The organism is Nocardiopsis sp. NPDC006938, from assembly GCF_042869555.1.
GTDB lineage: Bacteria > Actinomycetota > Actinomycetes > Streptosporangiales > Streptosporangiaceae > Nocardiopsis.
Window position 1 is genome coordinate 118,145 of the sequence record NZ_JBIAGA010000004.1, and the last position, 19,370, is coordinate 137,514.

Annotated in this window: 15 protein-coding genes and 2 CRISPR repeat arrays (1 of these 17 cut by a window edge); of the genes, 4 read left to right on the forward strand and 11 right to left on the reverse strand. The window is 71.4% G+C overall.

The annotated features are described in order from the left end of the window. Positions 1–124: 124 nt before the first annotated feature. Complete coding sequence (locus ACFYL4_RS08010) at positions 125–1,303, reverse strand: MFS transporter (RefSeq protein ID WP_387517359.1); 1,179 nt, start codon at positions 1,301–1,303, stop codon at positions 125–127. Between the two features lie 344 nt (positions 1,304–1,647). Here ACFYL4_RS08010 and ACFYL4_RS08015 point away from each other — a divergent pair, with 344 nt between their 5' ends. After that, positions 1,648–2,049, forward strand: coding sequence for a peptidase inhibitor family I36 protein (locus ACFYL4_RS08015; RefSeq protein ID WP_357768806.1), 402 nt, complete (start codon positions 1,648–1,650; stop codon positions 2,047–2,049). A 97-nt stretch (positions 2,050–2,146) separates the two neighbouring features. Further along, entirely contained in the window at positions 2,147–3,022 is an 876-nt protein-coding gene (locus ACFYL4_RS08020; RefSeq protein ID WP_387517362.1) for a hypothetical protein, read from the forward strand. A gap of 194 nt (positions 3,023–3,216) precedes the next feature. Here ACFYL4_RS08020 and ACFYL4_RS08025 read toward each other — a convergent pair whose 3' ends face one another. After that, the gene (locus ACFYL4_RS08025) at positions 3,217–3,543 is read right to left on the reverse strand and encodes a thioredoxin family protein (RefSeq protein ID WP_387517364.1); all 327 of its coding nucleotides are present in this window, start codon (positions 3,541–3,543) and stop codon (positions 3,217–3,219) included. Between the two features lie 369 nt (positions 3,544–3,912). On the opposite strand from ACFYL4_RS08025, the gene ACFYL4_RS08030 reads away from it, so the two are divergent. Continuing rightward, a complete protein-coding gene (locus ACFYL4_RS08030) occupies positions 3,913–4,656 on the forward strand; it encodes a class I SAM-dependent methyltransferase (RefSeq protein WP_387517366.1) in 744 nt (247 codons plus the stop codon). Between the two features lie 10 nt (positions 4,657–4,666). On the opposite strand, the gene mtnK is transcribed toward ACFYL4_RS08030, so the two are convergent. Further along, positions 4,667–5,953 (reverse strand): S-methyl-5-thioribose kinase, encoded by a 1,287-nt coding sequence (mtnK, locus tag ACFYL4_RS08035; RefSeq protein ID WP_387517368.1) that lies wholly within the window; start codon positions 5,951–5,953, stop codon positions 4,667–4,669. 1,098 nt (positions 5,954–7,051) lie between these two features. Between mtnK and ACFYL4_RS08040 the strand changes: the two genes are divergently transcribed. After that, on the forward strand, positions 7,052–7,726 hold the full coding sequence (locus ACFYL4_RS08040) for an AAA family ATPase (protein ID WP_387517370.1): 675 nt from the start codon (positions 7,052–7,054) through the stop codon (positions 7,724–7,726). A 164-nt stretch (positions 7,727–7,890) separates the two neighbouring features. Continuing rightward, a CRISPR array of direct repeats spans positions 7,891–8,528; the repeat unit is 28 nt; unit sequence GTGAGCCCCACGCACGTGGGGATGGACC. 115 nt (positions 8,529–8,643) lie between these two features. On the opposite strand, the gene cas2e is transcribed toward ACFYL4_RS08040, so the two are convergent. From cas2e to cas3, 8 genes are read right to left on the reverse strand one after another with little or no spacing between them, the layout of a single operon-like run. Next, positions 8,644–9,087 carry a type I-E CRISPR-associated endoribonuclease Cas2e gene (gene cas2e, locus ACFYL4_RS08045; protein WP_387517372.1) on the reverse strand — a complete coding sequence of 148 codons (444 nt, stop codon included), beginning with the start codon at positions 9,085–9,087 and terminating at the stop codon, positions 8,644–8,646. Beyond that, on the reverse strand, positions 9,087–10,079 hold the full coding sequence (gene cas1e, locus ACFYL4_RS08050) for a type I-E CRISPR-associated endonuclease Cas1e (RefSeq protein ID WP_387517374.1): 993 nt from the start codon (positions 10,077–10,079) through the stop codon (positions 9,087–9,089). Before cas1e ends, cas2e begins: the two co-directional genes overlap by 1 nt. A gap of 5 nt (positions 10,080–10,084) precedes the next feature. Beyond that, positions 10,085–10,768, reverse strand: coding sequence for a type I-E CRISPR-associated protein Cas6/Cse3/CasE (gene cas6e / locus ACFYL4_RS08055; RefSeq protein ID WP_357768791.1), 684 nt, complete (start codon positions 10,766–10,768; stop codon positions 10,085–10,087). Continuing rightward, entirely contained in the window at positions 10,765–11,520 is a 756-nt protein-coding gene (gene cas5e, locus ACFYL4_RS08060; RefSeq protein WP_387517376.1) for a type I-E CRISPR-associated protein Cas5/CasD, read from the reverse strand. Before cas5e ends, cas6e begins: the two co-directional genes overlap by 4 nt. Then, positions 11,517–12,650 carry a type I-E CRISPR-associated protein Cas7/Cse4/CasC gene (gene cas7e / locus ACFYL4_RS08065; RefSeq protein ID WP_387517378.1) on the reverse strand — a complete coding sequence of 378 codons (1,134 nt, stop codon included), beginning with the start codon at positions 12,648–12,650 and terminating at the stop codon, positions 11,517–11,519. The genes cas5e and cas7e overlap by 4 nt, the downstream gene beginning before the upstream one ends. Continuing rightward, entirely contained in the window at positions 12,647–13,537 is an 891-nt protein-coding gene (gene casB, locus ACFYL4_RS08070; RefSeq protein WP_387517380.1) for a type I-E CRISPR-associated protein Cse2/CasB, read from the reverse strand. The genes cas7e and casB overlap by 4 nt, the downstream gene beginning before the upstream one ends. Then, positions 13,534–15,108, reverse strand: coding sequence for a type I-E CRISPR-associated protein Cse1/CasA (gene casA / locus ACFYL4_RS08075; RefSeq protein ID WP_387517382.1), 1,575 nt, complete (start codon positions 15,106–15,108; stop codon positions 13,534–13,536). The genes casB and casA overlap by 4 nt, the downstream gene beginning before the upstream one ends. A gap of 45 nt (positions 15,109–15,153) precedes the next feature. Beyond that, positions 15,154–17,847 carry a CRISPR-associated helicase Cas3' gene (gene cas3 / locus ACFYL4_RS08080; protein WP_387517384.1) on the reverse strand — a complete coding sequence of 898 codons (2,694 nt, stop codon included), beginning with the start codon at positions 17,845–17,847 and terminating at the stop codon, positions 15,154–15,156. A 228-nt stretch (positions 17,848–18,075) separates the two neighbouring features. Then, positions 18,076–19,370: direct repeats of the CRISPR family, unit length 29 nt; unit sequence GTGAGCCCCACGCACGTGGGGATGGACCG (it continues 1,354 nt past the right edge of the window).

A 19,370-nucleotide genomic window follows, 5' to 3' on the forward strand; every position in this document is an offset into this window, starting at 1 on the left:
CACGCGTGCGGTTCCCAGGGGATCGGTCCGCTCCTCGGTGTCGGAACCCGAGGACTGCCGGTGGTGAGAGGTTCGCGGGCCGTGGGGCGCGGTGATGGGCTCGCGACGACTCGCGGCGCGGTTCTCAGGCGCCACGGTCGCGGGAGCGCGGTCGTGGGACGAACAGGAGCCCGAGCCCGGCGAGTACCGTCGCGGTCACCGGGACCAGGCCGGGGCTCGCGGAGACCGCCGCGCCGCCCAGCGCGCCGCCCAGCGCCGCTCCGACGTACACCGAACCGCTGTGCACCGCCACGGACTGCGCCGCAGCCCGCACGCCCGCACGGTCGAGCAGGAGCGACTGGAGGCTCGGCGGCACGGCCCACGCCGCGGCGGACCAGGCCACCAGCAGGGGCGCCACCGTCCACGGCGACGTCGGGCGGCCCAGCCACAGCAGGGCCACGGCCGTCATCGTGAGGCAGAAGAGCGCCACCGCGCAGCGGAACACGCGCAGCGGTCCGTACCGGTCCACCAGGCGGCCCGACGCCTGGGCGCCCGCGAGTCCGCCGATCCCCGAGCACACCAGGAGCGCGGCGAGCAGTGCCGGGGTGACACCCGCGAGCTCGGCCAGGACCACGGCGACGTAGGTCTGGAACGCCAGGTTCCCCGCCACGACCAGAACGGTGACCACGAGGACGGCGGCCACGGTCCGGTCAGCCAGGGGGCGGACCAGTTCACGGAGGCCGCGGTCGTCCTCCTCGACGGGCCCCGCGGGCAGGGACCGGGCGGCCAGCACGAGAGCGGCCAGGCCCAGGAGCCCGCATCCCACGAAGGTGGCCCGCCAGCCCCAGAGGGCTCCCACCCACGTGCCGAGGGGGACGCCGATCAGTACGGCACCGGTCAGCCCGGTCATGACGGTGGCCAGGTGGCGGCCCCGCCGTTCCGGAGGAGCGAGGGTGCTCGCCAGCGCCAGGGCGGCGGGCAGGACCACCGCCGCAGCGAGCGCCGCCGTCACGCGCAGGGTCATCAGGGCGGGGTAGCCGTCGACCAGGGGCACGGCGAGGTTGGCGGCCGAGAACACCGCCAGCGCCACGACCAGGGATCGCCCGAGCGGAATCCGGGCGAGGAGAAGGGCCCACAGGGGCGCGGTGAGCGCGTAGACGAGGGAGTAGACGGTGACGAGTTGTCCCGCGGCGGCCTCGGAGACCCCGGTGTCCGAGGCGATGGAGGCGAGCACGCCGATGATGACGAAGTCGTCCGTCTGGACCGCGAACGCGGCCAGGACCAGGGGGAGTAGCCACGGGGGAGGTAGGCGGGAGTCGGGCATGGGGTGAGGGTAACAGTTGTTTCCCTTATTCGGGTGCGGATGCGAGTGCGGGTGGGGGCGAGCGGGTGGGCTCGGGTGGGTGGACGGGTGCGCGGGCTCGGGGGTGGCGGGTGTGGTGTGGCCCCGCCTCCGGAGGAATCTCCGGTTAGCCATTTTTCTCCGTTATTGTCCCGATATGCGGGAATGTTTGACGAATGATGTTCTGGGGTTGGCCTCTTGCGGCCATTTTTCGCCTTCTCCTTTTGTGGTCTCTCGCCTAATGTCGTCGGTGAACGCGGCGATACACGGCCGGAAGCATTTCGGTCGCGGAAATCGCCGATCCCTCCAGTCATGTGAAGGAATCCATGTCTGTCAAGAAGCGCTTGTTCGCCACGGCCGCCCTGGCGGCCTCCGTCGCCACCGCCGGTGTGCTCGCCACCGCTCCCACGGCCTCGGCCGCGAGCATCCCCATGGTCGAGGCGCAGGCCACGTACGTCTACCTCTACGAACACGACAACTTCAAGGGCGGTTCCTGGCGGACCTCCGGCAACGCCGCCAACCTGGCCAACCACTGCTGGAGCGGATCGGGCTGCCGTGTCGTCAACGACAACGCCAGTTCCATGAAGAACCAGAAGTCCAACGACGCCTCCTTCTACCGGGACGCGAACTACAAGGGGCCGTCCTACTTCGCCAAGAAGAAATCCGAGGACAAGGACCTGACCAACAACGGATTCGACAACAACATCAGCTCGGTCCGGATCTGGTGACCGAGCTGACGGCCAGTTGACCGAAGTGCCGGGGAGGAACCGCGCGAAGCGTGGCGCGCGGCCTTCCCGGCACCCTCTGCACGGAGTGGAGACAGCGATGAACGGACGACGTCCCGCCCCGGCGGCCGGTGCGCTGTGCGTCGCCCTCGTCCTGGCCGCCTGCGGGGTCCCGGACGACGGGGACGGCGGGGACCGCTACCTACCCGCCGAGGAACCGGTGCGGTCGCTGACCCTGCCCTTCGACGCGTACACGCTCTCCCCCTTCGAGATGCGCACACTCGACTACGCCGAGGACCTGCTCGTGCGCGACTGCATGAGGGGTAACGGCATGGACTGGCGGATCGTCCCGGCTCCTGAGGAGGAGGGAACCGACCCCCCGCACCGGGGCAGGTACGGCGTGGTCGAGACCCGAGTGGCCGAGCGGTTCGGGTACGGCGCGACCCCCGGGTCGGCCGACGAGGGCCTCGTGGAGGAGGTGCGGCAGGACCGGCTGACCCTGCTGGCCACCGAGCACCGCGCCGCCTACGGGGCCGAAGACGGGGCCGGGTGCGTCGAAGAGGCGGAGGCGGAGGTGACGGAGGGTGTCCCGGACCTGGACACCGATCTGTTGAACTCCTACATCCACGCGGGCTTCGAGGCCTCCCAGGCCGCGCCCGAGGTCGTCGGCGCCTTCGCCGCCTGGAGCGCGTGCATGGCCGACCGGGACCTGGAGTACGCCACCCCGACCGAGGCGTCAGCCGACGCGCGCTGGAACGGTGAGCGGGACGGACCGACCGCCGAGGAGGCCGCGACGGCGGTGGCGGACGTGGCCTGCAAGGAGGAGGCCTCGGTGGTCGGAACCTGGCGCGACGCGGAGGCACGGGCCCAGGAGGAGCTGATCGAGGCGAACCCGGCCGACTTCGCGCTCTTCGCCCAGGTGCGGCACGCCCGGTTGGAGACGGCGCGCACGGTGCTGGAACGCCTCGGAACCTGATCCGCGCCGGGCAGCGGCCCCGGTCGGAGGCGAAACGGCCCGACCGGCGGGGCCCACCCGGAACCGGGCACCGGCGACCGGCGCCGTCCCCACCGGCGTCTCCTTCGGGCCCGGGCGGTGACACGACCCCCTCGACGAGTCGTGAGGGGGCCGCAGGCGGGTGCCGGGCGCCCGGGTGGAGCGCCCGGCGACGGTCACAGGTGCGGGGAGATCAGGTTGACCACGTTGTTCTTGGTGGCCGGGCCGATCCGGGTGGCGACCTTGGTGCCCTCCTTGACGACGAACAGGGTGGGGATCGCCGTGACGTCGTGTTTGGGGGGCGTCTCGGGACTCCGGTCGATGTCCAGCCGGGCCACCGTCACCCGGCCCTCGTACTCCTTGGCGACCTCGGCCAGGACCGGGTCGAGCGCCCGGCACGGGGCGCTCCACTCGGCCCGGAAGGCCACGAGGACGAGGGAGGGGGGCCTCAGGACCTTCTCGTCGAAGTCGGCATCGGTGACGTCCAGGACGGTTCCGCTCATGGGTCTGGCTCCTTCGCGGGGGTCGACGGGGGTACGCCGGGTACGTTCCCACGACCGGGTCGACCTCGTGCCGGATCGGCCCGGTGGACGCTCACGTGTCATGGTTGGTGGTGTTCTGTCATGACGCGGGGCGGGCATCCGGGGCCTCCGCAAGCCCGGTTTCGGCCGCGCCGATGCGCCGGGGCGGCGGACCGGGAACACCGGACCGCGGACGTCATGCCGGGAACGCCGCACCCGAGGGGCCCCAGTGTCCCCCGGGCCCACGAACCGTTCCCCTGGGCCGGACCTCGTGGGCGGTCCCGCACCCGGGGGCGGCCGATGTCCTCAGGCGGGTGTGGGCCCCGGCCTGCACGGGAAGGCTCCGGCATCATGGGAAACGCCGGTCCCCGTGTCGGGGACGCCTTCGGAGAGACGCTCCGGCGCTGCTGGGAGGCGCGGGCCGCGCCGGGCTCCGCCTTCGAGATCATCGAGCGCGACGACGGCGTCATCCACGCCGCCGACGCCAGCCGGTACTTCACACCCTCCGCGCGGCTCCCTCCCCTGGACCGCGAGGCCCTGGAACTCGCCCGGGGCAGCGTTCTCGACGTGGGAGTCGGGGCCGGTCGCCACGCCCTGGCACTCCACGAACGGGGCCGGACCGTCGTGGGGATCGACCCCTCACCCGGAGCGGTCGAGGTCGCCCGCCTACGCGGGGTCGACGCCCGACACGGTTCCATCGCCCGACCACCGACCGGGCTCGGCCGGTTCGACACGCTCCTGCTCCTGGGCAACAACCTCGGCCTGCTCCAAGACGCGGAACGGGCCCCCGCGGTCCTGGCGCACCTGGCGGCCCTGGCGGCGCCGGGGGCCGTACTGCTCGGCACCGGCATGGACCCGGGCACCACGAACGCCGAGCACCTGGCCTACCAGCAGCGCAACCGCGCCGCGGGACACCTCCCCGGGCGCATCCGCATGCGCAACAGGCAGGGGGCCCTGGCGACGGAGTGGTTCGACTACCTGTTCGCCAGTGTGGACGAACTGGCGGAGCTGGTCCGCCCCTCGCCGTGGCGGCTCGTGTCGGTTCGACGCGACCGGCACAAGTACCTGGCGGTACTCGGGTCGCGGGACGAGTGAGGCGGGCGGGTCAGCCCGGATACCACCCGGCCCTCAGATGGCGCGCCGCCGCCGTCACGTCGGCCACCGACCGGTACCCGTCCGCCTCGGTGAGCAGCGAACGGGCCAACCGCATCGCCCGGATCTCGCACCCCGCCCGGGTGGCCCGGTCCCCGATCCCCGTCAGGTCGACCGGGCGCGCGAACCCCACCAGGCGCCGGATCAGCTCCGCGCCGCAAAACCCCACCGCGTCGGTGAGAACCCGCTCCAGGTAGGCGCTGCGCTCGGCCTCCAACGCCACCTCGGCCCCGGGGCCGGTGAACAGCCGCGCCGGGAAGGCGCTCCCGTGCGCAGCGGAGCGCCACCGGTCCAAGAACCCCTCCCGGAACGCGTCCCAGGTCCGTTCCACCTCCTCCAACAGCCACATCTGCTGGACGCTCTCCCCGGCCACGGCCCGACGGCGCCCTCCGTCCCGGGCGTCCGCCGCGAAGTAGGCGATGAGCAGGTGCGCCAGGAAACCGCCGATGTCGAAACCCAGGGGACCGAAGCAGGCGAACTCGTGGTCGAACACCCGACTGCACCCGGCCCCCACCATCACCGAACCGGTGTGCAGGTCGCCGTGGAGGAGCGCCTCCCGGCTGGTGAGGTACCGGTACTTGAGCCGGGACACGGCGGTCAGCACCTCCGGGTCCGAACGCAGGGCGAGCACCTCGGCGTCCAGGTCGGGCGTCGTCCACCAGTTGCGGTGGAAGTCGTGGTAGACCTCCGTGAAGACCATGTCCTCCGTCATCCGGCACATCTCGGTGTTGGTCTCGAACTCGGCGACCAGGTCGCGTTTGCGCCCGGCGTCCATCCCGAGGTCCGAGGTGGCGAAGAGCGTGCGGGCCAGGTAACCGCCAACCTGCTCGCCCAGACCCGGGTGGACGCCGCCGCGGGACAGGTGGTGGCGCAGCACGGTCTGCCCCTCGACGAACTCCATGACCAGCAGGTGGGCGTCGCGCTCCAAGTGCAAAGGGGTGGGGACCGCGCCCGGAGCCGCCCGGCCGTGCTCCTCCAGAGCCCGGTACTCGTAGACGACGCGCTCCGGGGTGAGCGGCCAGGAACGGCCCGCGACGCGCACGTACGGGGGAGCCTGTTTCACACACACGGCCCCCTCGGGGCCGCCCACGCGGAACACGAAGTTGACGTTCGCGTCGCCGACCTCGTCGATCGTCCAGTCCTGGGAGGTGCCGCCCAGGCGTCGCCGCAGGTCCGGGACCTCCTCCAACAGCGCGGTCAGCGTGGTCGTCTCGGGGACGGCGGGAGCGGTGTCGGTCACGGTGATTCCTCCGGCGGTGTGCGGGTTCGGGCACGGGTGCGGATCAGGGGGTGAATCTGCGCGGCCCGGTGAGGGGCGGCCGACGAGGGCGCGCGGGACGGACTCGGCGCCGTGGACGCCCTCCCGGGGGACCGGCAGGCCCACGTAGGGGAGAGGGCGAACCGGGGCGTGCCCGGGCGAGCGCCTCCTGGTGGACGCGGCACGCGTCGCCGAACCCGGGCACCAGGGCCCGTGCCGTCCACCGCGACACCAAGAATCGCAGGCGGACCATGAATATCCGCAATCACACCATTCACGCGCCCTCAATAGCGGTCTTTCGACCTCTTGCGTGTCCATATCTGTTTACCCCTCATGGGTGGCGTGTCACCCTCCGCGCATGAACCCACCGCGAACCCCGAGTTTCGTGATCGTCTTCGAGGCCCTCGGTTTCGCTTTTCTCCGCACGAATACGGCGCCGAACCACGCCCGGTCGCCGGGGCGTCGCGGCTCTCCAACACCGGCGGCCGCCTCCTGCCGGATGACAGCGCACGCCCCCACTACCTGGGGCTGCGAGCTGCCCCAGGGCGCTGCCACGCCGAAGCCGACCGGGGGCCCGGCGCCGCCCCGGACACATGGGGCGTTTCCGACGCGAGTCTCTTGGCCGATCGGCGGATTCCCCCTGATCAGAGAATCGACTCCCCTCAGGCCGGGAGCCGGAACCGCGACGCGTCCCTGGCCGATTACCGCCAAGTGGACAAGAACTCCATCCGTCCCAGGGGGAGAAATACACCGAGCTCAGGTAGGGGATCGAGAAAAAGGAGAAGGCCGAAATGCGGGGCGCGGCGAGCGGCACCGTTCCGGGAGCGGCCACGGTAACCGCGATCCCTGTTGCGCCACCTCCTGAGGAGCCGTCGGGCCGCCGCCGCGCGCCCCCGACGACGCCGCGCGAGGCGTGGGCCCTCCGGGCCACGCATCCCCGACTACGAAGGGCTTTCGGGGGAGCGTCGCCCTTCGACTGGGAGTAGGTTGGCGGTGGTGTCGTCGACCACGGCGTTGGTGACACCCACCGCAGAGCCGAGCCCCCACCGGCACCGAGGTCGCTTTGAGGAGCTACCGAAGATGTTTCAGGGTCGGGTGCGGTACGCGCCCATGGCGCACGACGAGACGGTGTGCGGGGCTGTCTACCCTCGGCGGTCCCTGGTGCTGGTCGCCGGGGTGCCCGGAGCCGGGAAGAGCACCCTGCTGCGGCGGCTGTTCGGTCTGCGCGGGGACGAGGAGCGGGCCGTGACCACCACGGACGGTGTGCGGGTCATCGACTCGCTCCAGTCGCGCTACCAGCTCAGGGGGCTGCTCGCCCGGGTCCCGTACCCGCTGTGGCGCTGGGTGGTGCACCTTCTCCACCTCGTCCACGTGGCCCTCGCGCTGAGCGGCGGCGGGCCGGTGGTGGTCCACGAGTGCGGAACCCGGGGTTCGGTCCGTGTGCTGCTTTCCCTCCTCTGCCGACTGCGCCGGTACGAGATGCACGTGCTGATGATCGACGCCACCCCGCAGGAGGCCCGCACAGGGCAGATTGTGCGCGGGCGGCGGGTGACCGAGCGCAGTCACCGGACGCACTCGCGCCGCTGGCGGCGACTGCGCGCAGCCACCCGGCGCGGGCCCACGGCGTTCGCGCCGGGCGCGCGCAGCCTGCTCACACTCGACCGGCGCGGGGCGCGGGAACTGGCCTCGATCCGGTTCGGCCCTCGGGTCGAGGACGGAAGTGCCCTCAACGACCCGGTGGAGTCGCCCGCGTGATCCGGTGCGTACGGGATCGGCATCACCGCCGGCGACGATGGCAGTGGCTGTGTATCAGGGACGTGAGAACATGCTGGGGGATGTAGTCGGCACACGGGCGGCTCCATTGACTTGCGAGTAGGTCTCGCGGAGATAACGGCCCGTGTTGTTGCAGGTCATTAAGCGTGAGCCCCACGCACGTGGGGATGGACCGGCGTCCACCAGTGCTTCGGTGGCCGGGCCGACGTGAGCCCCACGCACGTGGGGATGGACCGTCGGGTTCTTCGACGCGGACCCACAGGACGTGGTGAGCCCCACGCACGTGGGGATGGACCGGTCATGGCGCAGCGGACCGAGGCCCGTGCGCGGTGAGCCCCACGCACGTGGGGATGGACCGGCAGTCTGGCGCCCTGTTCGAGATTGCGGCCAGTGAGCCCCACGCACGTGGGGATGGACCTACGAAGTCTGCCACGTCGATGGCTGGCCTCGCGTGAGCCCCACGCACGTGGGGATGGACCGTACTCGGTGGCGGTGTACATGCCGGCGGCGTAGTGAGCCCCACGCACGTGGGGATGGACCAGTGTCTTGGACGTCCGACCAAAGGTCCTGGAAGTGAGCCCCACGCACGTGGGGATGGACCTCCATTTGCAGTGTGTGACGGGTCACCGGCGCCGTGAGCCCCACGCACGTGGGGATGGACCGTCCACACCGCGTACGGTGACGCCGCAGGGCTGTGAGCCTCACGCACGTGGGGATGGACCGATCCCCTTCCCCTCCTGGATCTGGCGGATGGTGGCGAGCCCCACGCATGTGGGGACGGGCCGACACCGACGAGGCCGGGGCGTGGACGACACCCCCCGGCCTCTCGACCTCACCGGAGAACGTGACGCACGGCCTCGGCATCCGTGCGTCTGCCCGGCGAGGACCAGCCTGTCGCGTTACCGGTCCGGCCCCCAACCCTCCTCGGGCAGGTCGTCGAAGGGGCTCTCCTGCGCCCCGAACCCCGCTTCCGCGCCTTCGGCCCCCTCCGGGCTCCCGGCCGCTGGCTCCGGAGCCTCGGGGAGCCACTCCGGCGCCCTCTCCTCGACCTCCTCGACCTGCGCCGTCATCCGAATCAACTGGAGGCCGTCGAAGTCCAGCACCCTCCGGCGCCGCTCGCCCGCCGTGAGCACGACGTATCCCTGCTCGTTGTCCGCGGGGTGCAGGCACACGGCGGCTCCGTCCCCGACGGAGGCGCTCACCGCGGACCACAACTCCTGGCGCACCCGGGCGTTCATCGTGCCGACGTACAGCCCCGCGTCGGGTTCGGTCATCCACCGGGACAGGGCGCCGCGTACGCGATCCGGAACCGCGGTCGTGGCGATCACCACCATCGACCCCATCAGTCCCCCGTCCCCGCGTAGTTGACCCCTCCCGAGACCGCACCGGAGGACGGGTCCCACAGGTCGACCACCCGCCACCGACGCGACGCCGTCTCCGGCCCTTCGTCGTCCTCGTCCTCGAGGCCGGGATCGAGCAGTACCTGTATGTCCCGGACGATGTGCGGGATCATCTTGTACAGCCGCAGGTCCGTCCGAAGCAGGGTCCGGGCCCGACCCTCGGGGTTCTGCGCACCGTGCAGGGAGAACGCCAGCGGGATCGTGGTCCGGGCCTTGTACAGGTCGGCGATGTCGTAGACGAACGACTGCTGTTTTCCGGAGTGCACGAAGCCGAGGGCGGGGGAGCACCCCAGGTGTGCGATGACCGAGTGCACCACCCCGTACAGGGCGGCGTTCCCCGCCGACAGCGCCTTGTTCACGGGGTTCTGACCGTCCCAGTCGGCCGGATCGTAGTTGCGCTTGAACGGCTTCACCCCGTGTTTGGTCGCCAGGGTCCGGTACAGCGCCTTCATGCGCTGGCCCTCCAGGGCGCGCAGGCGCTCGATACCGATCCCGGCCTCCACCTCCTCCCCGAACCGCATCTCGTACATGCGCCGGGCCACGGCCATACGGGCCCGGTCGTCGGCGTAGGCCCGTACCTGCCGGTCCAGCCACGCGGTGGTGCGGCTCTCGGGCACCGTGCTCCCGTAGTGCAGGATGCCTCCCGATCCACAACAGACCACCGTCGTGCCGTGCCGCATGAACGTCGCCAGCGCCGGTGCGCTGATGGAGGTGCCCGGGCCGAGGAGGAGACACGCGAGGGACGCTGTGGGGATCTGTACCCGGTGCACGCTGCCCGCCCCGGCGGCGACCTCGGCGCACACCCCGGTGTCGGTCTGCACGATCCGACAGATGTCCGCGTACAGGAACGACAGGTTCTCCGACACCTTCGGCAACATCGCCAGGGTCGGCCGTGCCAGCTTCTTGGCCGCCCGGGGCTCACTCACGCCGGTCATCGGCCTCACCACTCCGCCGGGGCGAGGCTGAGCAGCCCGCAGCCGAACGACTTGCCCCGCCCCACGCCCTCCACCACGGCTTGGCGCACCGCGTCGGGGTCGGTGACCACCGCGTATCCGTCGAACCGGGTCATGTGCAGGCGTATCCCGCGCCTGCCGCTCCTACCCGGGTCCAGGGCCGGTCCCAGCCCGGCGCTCAGCACTTGGTGCGGCTCCAGTCCGTGGCGCTCGGCGCGGTCGAGCCACCATCGTTCGGCGTCCTCTCCGTGGAGCGGTCGTGTGTAGGCGCGCACGCCCGGCCGTGCGCGGTCACCGAGCCGCTCGGCGTTCTTCTCCGACTTGCCAAGCCTCTTGGAGGGGGCGGCGGCCAGCCGGTAGCGCACCTCCCGCCCCTTCTCCAGCCCGTCGAGGAACGGCGTCAGGTCGCGTTCGGCGGTCTGCCCGATGCCGTCGCCGACCCGGGTCAGGTCGAGCCGGTCCCGGCTCTGGACGAGCAGGAGCGGCCCGGCCGGGCCCTCGTCCACCCGGAAGAGCAGACCGGCGCGCTGCCTGGGAGAGGACACGGGTTCCTCTCCCAGGTGGGGTGCGGCCAGGCCGATGATCAGCCGGTGCAGTTCCCCGGCGTTGGCGAAGGCGGCCCGGGCCCGCCGCGCCGACAGGTCGGGGGTGATCTTCGTGAGCCAGGTCAACGATGCTCCTTGACGACATAGTCCAACAGGCGTTCCTGGTACGCGCGGATGCTGGTCGCCACCAGTGCCGCGGGCACCGCGGTCCTTTCCACCCGCACCTCCCGGCTCGTGTACCGGCGGCGGGCCGAGGCGAAGGAGACGGGGACGTCGTTGAGGACGGCCCGGCCGTCGGCCTCACCGGGACAGACCTGCTCGGAGACCATGTCGACCTCGAGGCTCTCCCGCCCCTCGGGGACACGGCGGTGGGGCAGCGGGACCGTGGTGCGCAGTTCGTGTTCGGGGTCGGGGACCCGGTCCCGCAACACCAGCAGAGGGTCGGGCACGAACGAGCGCCGCCCCAGGTAGGTCTGCCAGTGCGGGGACGACAGGGCGGGGCCGATGTCCTCGGCCCCTGGCCCGGTGACGGCCACGGTGAACACCGCGTCGGCCAGGTAGGCCCGCCGGGTGACGATGGTGGTCGCGCCCTCGGGGCGCCGCTTGCCCTCGGCGGTGGGCACCGTCCGCTCCCGGGGCAGGCCTCCGCCGATCGTGTGGAAGTCGCTCATGCGGACACCGGGTCGGTCGACGCGGACAAGCAGCCTCAACCCTTCGTAGCGTTCCAGGCTCTCCTCCCGCCCCACGCCCTGGGCCGCGGCGAACATGCCCACCAGGCCGGACCGGCTGGGAAAGGACAGGGTGTCGCGTTCACCGAACACGCTGTGCTCGCCCCAGCTCTGCATCGGTCCGGCCAGGCGGAGCAGGAGACCGGTCACGACCCGTCCCCGGGGTAGGCGGCGGTCACGGAGGCCTCGACCAGCTCGGGGTAGCTCGTCAGGCGCTCGCCGAGGTGGTCGACCGGCTTGCCGTCGACCCCGGCGTGGACGGAGGACACGACGGTTCCGGGCCACCAGAGCTGGCCGAGCCGCCCGGCGTACTCGCTCAGCCGCGACACCGAGGCGGGCGCGTACCCCTCCGCGCCGCGCACCGACGCCTCGAACGCGGGCGCGTACGACACCGGTCGGTCCGACCTCACCGCCACGTGGGCCAGGTCGGGCAGGGTCATCGCCGCCGTCGCGTTCTGCTTGCCCGAGGGGACGGTGTCCAGGAAGGCGCGCAGGAACTCCGACACCAGCTCGCGGGCGGCCGCGGTGTCCCCGTCGAGGTTGCGCAGCAGCCCGGCCAGGTCGATGTTGGCGTACCGGTAGAACGTGCCGGTGCTGAACTGGCCGACGTTCATGTGGCCGCTGCCGTGGTCGTCCTGCTTGGGGACGTCGTCGACCGCGGTGAAGAAGTCCGCCTGCACGCTGGTGCCGTGGGTGGTGAAGGAGTGCGCGAACTGCACGGCCCCGTCCACCTCGGTGGAGGGGATCTCGGCGAGCATGCGGCCGAACAGGTTCACGGTGGCGTTGCGCGAGCGCAGCACCGCCACGACGTCGTCGGCGGGCAGGACCCCCTTGGGGGTCTTCTTGGCGGACTCCTTGGCCACGGCCTCACGGTGCTCGTCGGCGATGGCGGCCAGGGCGTCGATCGCGGAGACGGGGAGGTAGAAGAGCACGGAGGTCGACTGCGACTCCCCTTCCTTCTCCTTCTCCAGCTTGATCCCGTTCTTGGCCGCGGACAGGACGACCTGACGGCCTCCCTGCTCGGCGAGGGCGGGCTCCCAGCCGAGAGCGGTGAGTCGTCGGGCGATCTCTCCGACGATACGTCGCGTACGGACCGCCGGGTCGCCCAGGCGGTCCTCGACCCGGTGCCGGACGGAGCGCTTCCAGCTCTGACTGGAGACGCGGGTGCGCTCGGTTCCGCCGTAGACGAGGGTCTTGGGAGAACCCAGGTCGTCGCGGTTGATGTTGGAGTAGGGGAGCGTGTGCAGGACGTGAACGTCCAGGAAGGCGGGGGTGCTCATGCGGTGTGGTCCTCGGAATCGTCGTCGGTGTCGTTCTGGGCCCGGGCCTCGTCGCGCCTGGCCCTCTCGGTCTCGATGGTGCGGTGGTAGGACTGCACCCACTCCTTGGCCACGGTGTCCCGGTCGGCTCCCCACCGGGACAGGTCCAGGGCCAGACGTCCCCAGTCGAGGGTGACGCCCTTGTCGCAGGCGTGCAGGACCAGGCGGGGGAGCTGTGCGTGTACCCCGTCCACGGACTGACGGCACAGCAGGTGGAGGCGCTCCTCGGTGGTGTCCGCGTTGAGCCGCCCCCGGGTGACGGCGTCGCCGAGGACGGCCCCGAGGTTGGAGTGCCTCCTCAGCGGGTCGGCGGGCCGCCGTTCCGTGTCCGTGCCGGGGGTGTCCCGGTCGGTGCCGGACGTGCCCTGGTCGGTGCCGGAGGCGGTCTGGTCGAGGTCGGACGCGGCCTGCGGGGTCTGCCCGGCGGAGCCCCCTGCGGACTCCTCGGTCGACTCTTGGCCGGACTCGGAGTCCTCCACACCGGTCTCCACACCGGTCCGGTCGCGAGCCTGACGGGGTTGGGCGGCGATCATCGCGGCCACCCCGTAGAAGGCGCGCTCCACGTCCGCCTCGCGGAACCGCCACCGGGCCCGGTCGTCGTCCTCGATGGAAGTGAGAAGTCGGTCCAGGTAGCGGGCCACGAAACCGTGGACCGGCAGGACGGCCGGGTCGTCGACCCGTTTGCCGCTCGCCCTGCGCAGCACGGCCCGCACGGCGGGCTCGTTGCGCACCCGCTCCTCGAGGTGGTCCGCCATCCGGTCGGCGGCGCGGAGAACGTGCCGATCCGTCACCGGCTCCTTCTCCCACCCCTTCTTCCGTTCCCTCTCCTGTGTCTTCGTCTCGATCATGTGTCGCCTCCTTGGTCGGTGCGGCGGCCGGGCCGCCTCGGGAACAGTGGTCGCCGGTGCCGTTCCACGACCGCGGCGACACGGGGGCGGGAACAGTAGGGCCCGGTCACCTCGTCGTAGGAGGCCAGCGCCAGACGGGAGAAGACGGTGCCGGGGCCCTTGGCGTCGGCGTCCATGGCGATCCGCCAGAACTCCCTCTCGGCCTCCGCCCAGTACCGGGACAGCCCGCGCCGCAGCCAGGGGCCCGTCCCGGTATCGGTCCGCCCGGAGCCGCCGCTCGGGCTGTTCCCCTCCTTCCAGGCCTCGGTGAGGGCCTTCTTGAGCCGCGACCCCAGGGACTCGGCCGAGCGGCGTGCGAGCCGAATCCGGGTGCGCGCCGCGACGGCCTCCTCGGAGGGGTCGGCGGAGTCCTCGAGCCAGCGAAGGACCGCCGGCGTGGTGGCGGTGAACCACTGCCGGTCCCGGGTCTGCCCGTCCTGGTCGAAGCCGAAGGCCCGCAGCCGCAACGCGCGGTACAGGTCACCGGGCAGGTGGCTCATGCTGGTGAGGTGGCCGAGGAGCTCGGGCCGGAAGCGTTCCTGGGTGTCCTCCGACAGAAGCGAGTCCAGGTCGCGCCAGACCGCACGCGTGGCGTCGGCGGGGCGGGCGTACCGCTGCCCCTTCTTGCTCAACAGGTGGATGAGGTAGGGGTCGGTGGGCGGGACCGGGCGGTCCCGCCGGGCCCAGGTGACGTAGGCGTCGACGACCTTGTCGCCGCCCGGGTCGGGTACCAGCAGGACCGCGTGAGAGGCCTGGTTCAGCAGGGTTCCGGCCAGTCCGGTGGACTCCTGGGGCGCCCCCAGCGGATCGGGCGGTGTGTCGCGCTCCCACGGCGCGGGTTCGACGTCCCCGGCCTCGTCCTCGCTGTCCCCGTCGAAGGGGATGTTCACGACCAGGCTCTCGAACAGGGTCCGCCCCAACGGGTGGAAGGACACCGTCCCGCGCAGGGGCCCCGCGGTGCTGTTGGCCTCGGAACGACCGTCGACCGTGCGCGAGGTGCAGCGCCCGGAGGGGCCGTACCCGAGGGTGGCCAGCAGGTGCCAGGCGGCCTCGTCGGGAGGAAGGGGCACCGGGGCCAGGTCGTGGTGGTGGCCGCCCAGCCACACCTGGTTCTGACCGGCGGTGCGGCCCCAGGCGAGCTTGTTCACCCCCGAGGCCTTGGCGCACTGCTGACTCAGGCGCGGGTCCTGACACCAGGGATGTTCGGGGTGGAACAGGTCGAAGCGGCCCGAGAGGGAGGAGAAGTAGGCCTCCACCCGGTCAGGGTCGAACGCGCCCGCGTCCAGGACCCGGCGGCGCGCCCGGTACCAGTCGCCGACATCGTCGGCGAGGTCCAGACCGGTGACACGGGCCGCCACCAGGGTCAGCACCCGCCACAGCTGGGCGGAGGCGGGCGGAATCGGCAGTTCGATGTCGGAGAACTCGTGGGCGCGCGACAGCAGTTCCCGGAGCCCTACGGCGGGTGCGGGCGTCCCGTCCGCCGCGCGCACCGGTAGCCAGGGCCGCTCGGCCAGGTCGTATGAGGGGGTCACCGTCACTCCGTGGAAGGTCGGCCGGACGAAGGGTCCGGGTCAGGGTCAGGCACGTTCTTCGAGGCCGTTGTCGGGATGGAGGTAGAGGCGTCTGTCGCCGAGGGCGGCCTCCCCCGTCGTGCCGCCGCGGACCGGGTGGACCAGGAGCACCAGGTCGTGCAGGTGGAAGTTGAGCTCCCAGCCCTGCGGAACCCGGTTGGCCTCGGCCAGCGGCGGCTGGGTGTTGCGGTCGGCGCGCAGGGGGATGGTGCGGGCCATCACCGAACGCAGGTCGTCCCCGGACATCCGTCCCTTGGAGTCGGTGGCGGGCAGGGGTCGGGTCAGGTCCTCGTCCAGCCACAGGCGGCCCCGAGCGTCGCGGTAGCAGCACAGGACCCGTACCGAGTCGGCACCGAACCGTGTGGCCAGGAAGTGTTCACCGATCTCGAAGTCGGCCCGGGTGAGCCGGGACAGGTCCCCGTGAACCTCCCGGCTGCTGGGGATGACCGCGTTGCGTCCGTGTGTGCGCAGCGCCAACTCCTCGCCGATCCGCGTGAGGTCCGCGGTGACGTCCTCGATGAGGGTCGGATCGTCGTACAGGTCGTCCACCAGGGACTGGATGTCCTCCGGAATCCTCACGCGGGCGCCCTCCCTGCGGGCCAGCAGCGTGTGCGTGCGCATCAGCAGGGACGGGGTGTACACGTACTGCCAGGAACGGGGGACGTGTCGCGCGCTTTGCTCCTCCCGCGGGACCAGGACCGCCATCCGCGGCTCCGTGGCCCAGGCCGGGCGTGTGACGATCCTCAGGTGCTCGTGCCGCCAGCAGCGGCCCGCGCGCTGCAACAGCAGACCGACGGGGGCCAGGTCGGTGACGAGCAGGTCCAGGTCGAGATCGAGGGACTGCTCGATGACCTGGGTGGCCACGATGACGGCCCGCGTGGGTCGGTCGCCGTTCTCGGCCCCCTTCCTGCCCAATCTGCGCGTGAGTTCCGCGGTGATGCGGGTCCTCTGCTCCTGGGGGAAGCGGGCGTGCAGGAGGAACAGCTCCGGAGGGTCGTCCAGAGCGGCGAACCACGCGGCCAACAGGTCCCTGGTCTGCTGGGACTCGGCGACGGTGGTGCAGATGACCGCGGCGCACCCGCCCTCGGCGACCAGCGGGGCCAGGAGGTCGCGGAGCGCCCGCTCCCGATCGGGACGCCGATCCTTGAGGGGGACGGGGACCAGATCGACCCTCAGGGGGTTTCGCTCCGTGGTCGCGAAGGGTTCGGGCTGGGTGGTGACCTTTCCGCTGTCGGGGTGGACGTGCAGCCAACCCGGGTACTGGATCTTCTCCACGAACGCGGGCGCGGAACGCTTCACCCTGCCCTTGGAACCGGTGACGTAGGCCTTCACCAACGAGTTCGCCACCGAGTGGTGCAGGGTGGCGGACAGCAGGACCACCGGGACGCGGTAGACGCCGAGCCAGTGCAGCAGACGCTCCAGCAGGATCTGCATGTAGGGGTCCGTCGAGTGCACCTCGTCCACGATCACGACCTTCCCCGCCAGGCCGAACATACGGACGGCGTTGTGCCGCGAGGGCAGCACCGCCATGAGGGCCTGGTCGATGGTGCCGGTCGCCCAGGAGGCGAGCAGGCCGCGCTTGGCCCTCATGAGCCAGCTCGTGGGGGCGAGGTCGTCGGCGCGGGACAGCTCCTGGTCGGTGGGTGCGTACTCGGGGTTCAGCCAGGCCATGGAGTGCAGGAGCGTCAGGGGCGACCTGACCTCTGAGCGGCCTCGCGCGTACGCCCTCAGGCGGCCGTACATCTGGTCCGCGGTGGCCATGGTCGGCAGGGCCAGGAAGCGGCCGTCGTGCCCGGTCGCCGCGCCCAACAGGTCCGCTGTGTACAGGGCGGCCTCCGTCTTTCCCTCACCCGGGGGAGCGGTGATGAGCACCAGTCCTCCTTCGGCGCACAGGTCGGGGAGGTGGCGGGCCAGGGAACTCTGGAGACCGTTGGGGGTGAACCCCGGGAAGGACTCGGTGAACGTGGCGGGGGAGACGGTGAGGCGGTGCAGCCCGGCCTCCCGCACCAGGTCGGAGATCCTCGCGGCGGAGGCCTGGACGTGGGCCAGGAGGGCCGAACGCCCACCGTCGCCGGGAGGGGTCCTGAGCCGGTCGAGGAGGAAGTGCTCCTGACTGACCAGCCAGTCGGCGAGAATGACCAGGCCACAGACCAGCGGGGCGGCCGCGGTCTCGAAGCGGGCGGGCGGTTCTGGGGAACCGGCCGCCTCGTGGACGATTCGGGTCGCGTCCTCGCGTTGCCCCTGCCAGACGTCGTTCTGGAAGCGGGGCGTCGTGTACTGGTCGAGGGGGTCCGGATAGACCCCGTGGTGGCCGCCCAGGAGCTGTGCCACCAGGTGAGCGGTGAATCCGTGGTCGTCGTCGTAACCGAGGGCGCCGAGCGCGGTGACCAGCCACTGGTGGGTGACGGAGGCGTGGCCGGACTGATCCCCGGGATGCGGGTAGGCGGGGTAGGCGGACAGGTCGAGGTCGATCTGTTCCTGGAACTCGCGGATGAGCTTGCCGACGTCGTGGCACCCGGCCCAGAAGGCGACCAGAGCGCGGGCATGGGTATCGTCCGTGCCCAGGCCCGCGGAGATTCGACGCTTCAGGCCGTCGGACAGGACGACGTCCCACAGAACGAGCGCGGCGGCGGTGGCGTCGAGGGCGTGGAGGACGTACGGGTACCGGTGGCCGTTGAGGTGGCGGGCCTTGGCCCACAAATCGAGGTCGATGCGTGGGTGTGCATCATCGGGGTCAGGGAGGGTAGGGGGGTTGGCTGCCATTCCGGGAGTGCTCCAAGGGGCGTGCGAGCATCAGATGAGGCAAAGTTAGCGTTGGCGAGTGACAGTTGGTGGGGTTTTCGTGAGGGTTGGCCGGGGTCGGCCATTACTTAACCGGCCAGTAGGTCTCGCGGAGATAACGGCCTGTGTTGTCGCAGGTCATTAAGCGTGAGCCCCACGCACGTGGGGATGGACCGCCCCCCGGGGTCGCGGTGTTCGACATGATGACGTGAGCCCCACGCACGTGGGGATGGACCGGCACCTCGCGCGTCGCCACTAAGAAGGCCCCTGTGAGCCCCACGCACGTGGGGATGGACCGCTCCACAGGCGCGGCCGGGGCGGGCTCGCCAGGTGAGCCCCACGCACGTGGGGATGGACCGACGGGGCGCGCCTGGTGGACGAACACCCCGACGTGAGCCCCACGCACGTGGGGATGGACCGCGCATGCCGTCGGCGGAGGCGACCAGGCCGCCGTGAGCCCCACGCACGTGGGGATGGACCGGCGACTCCTCATCTTCCTCTGTGGTTCCTGAGGTGAGCCCCACGCACGTGGGGATGGACCGGCGTCATCTACCGAAACCCCGCTGTCGCTAAGGTGAGCCCCACGCACGTGGGGATGGACCGAGGTCGAGGCCCTGTGAAACCCGTGTACATGCGTGAGCCCCACGCACGTGGGGATGGACCGTGAAGTGGCCGAGGCGGCTGCCTTGATGCTGGGTGAGCCCCACGCACGTGGGGATGGACCGTCCGCCTCCGCGACCATCAGGTCGCCCACCAGGTGAGCCCCACGCACGTGGGGATGGACCGGCCGTGCCGGAGTTGGTGGCTGACAAGGCCGCGTGAGCCCCACGCACGTGGGGATGGACCGTGTCCAGCGGCAACGGTTCACCGGCTTCTTCGTGAGCCCCACGCACGTGGGGATGGACCGGGGCCGAGGCGGGGTGCCTCGGCCCCGAGGCGGTGAGCCCCACGCACGTGGGGATGGACCGCAGCACCAGGGAAAGCGGGATCTTGTGACCCGGTGAGCCCCACGCACGTGGGGATGGACCGACGTGCTGCCGAACCAGCGTCGGTGTCCTGAGTGAGCCCCACGCACGTGGGGATGGACCGGGGGGCTGGGAGGACCTCTCCCGGCCCCTCAGTGAGCCCCACGCACGTGGGGATGGACCGGCCGTGATCTTCACGAACATCAAGCTGGATGGGTGAGCCCCACGCACGTGGGGATGGACCGTCGCGGTGTCCGAGCACGGTCCCGCTGACGTTGGTGAGCCCCACGCACGTGGGGATGGACCGAGGAGAGAGTACTGGGCGGAGTAATGGGTGACGTGAGCCCCACGCACGTGGGGATGGACCGCAACAGTTCAACCAATGGTTCACGCGGGGGTTGTGAGCCCCACGCACGTGGGGATGGACCGCCCCGCCTCACCGCTGATTGCAGCGGACCGAAGTGAGCCCCACGCACG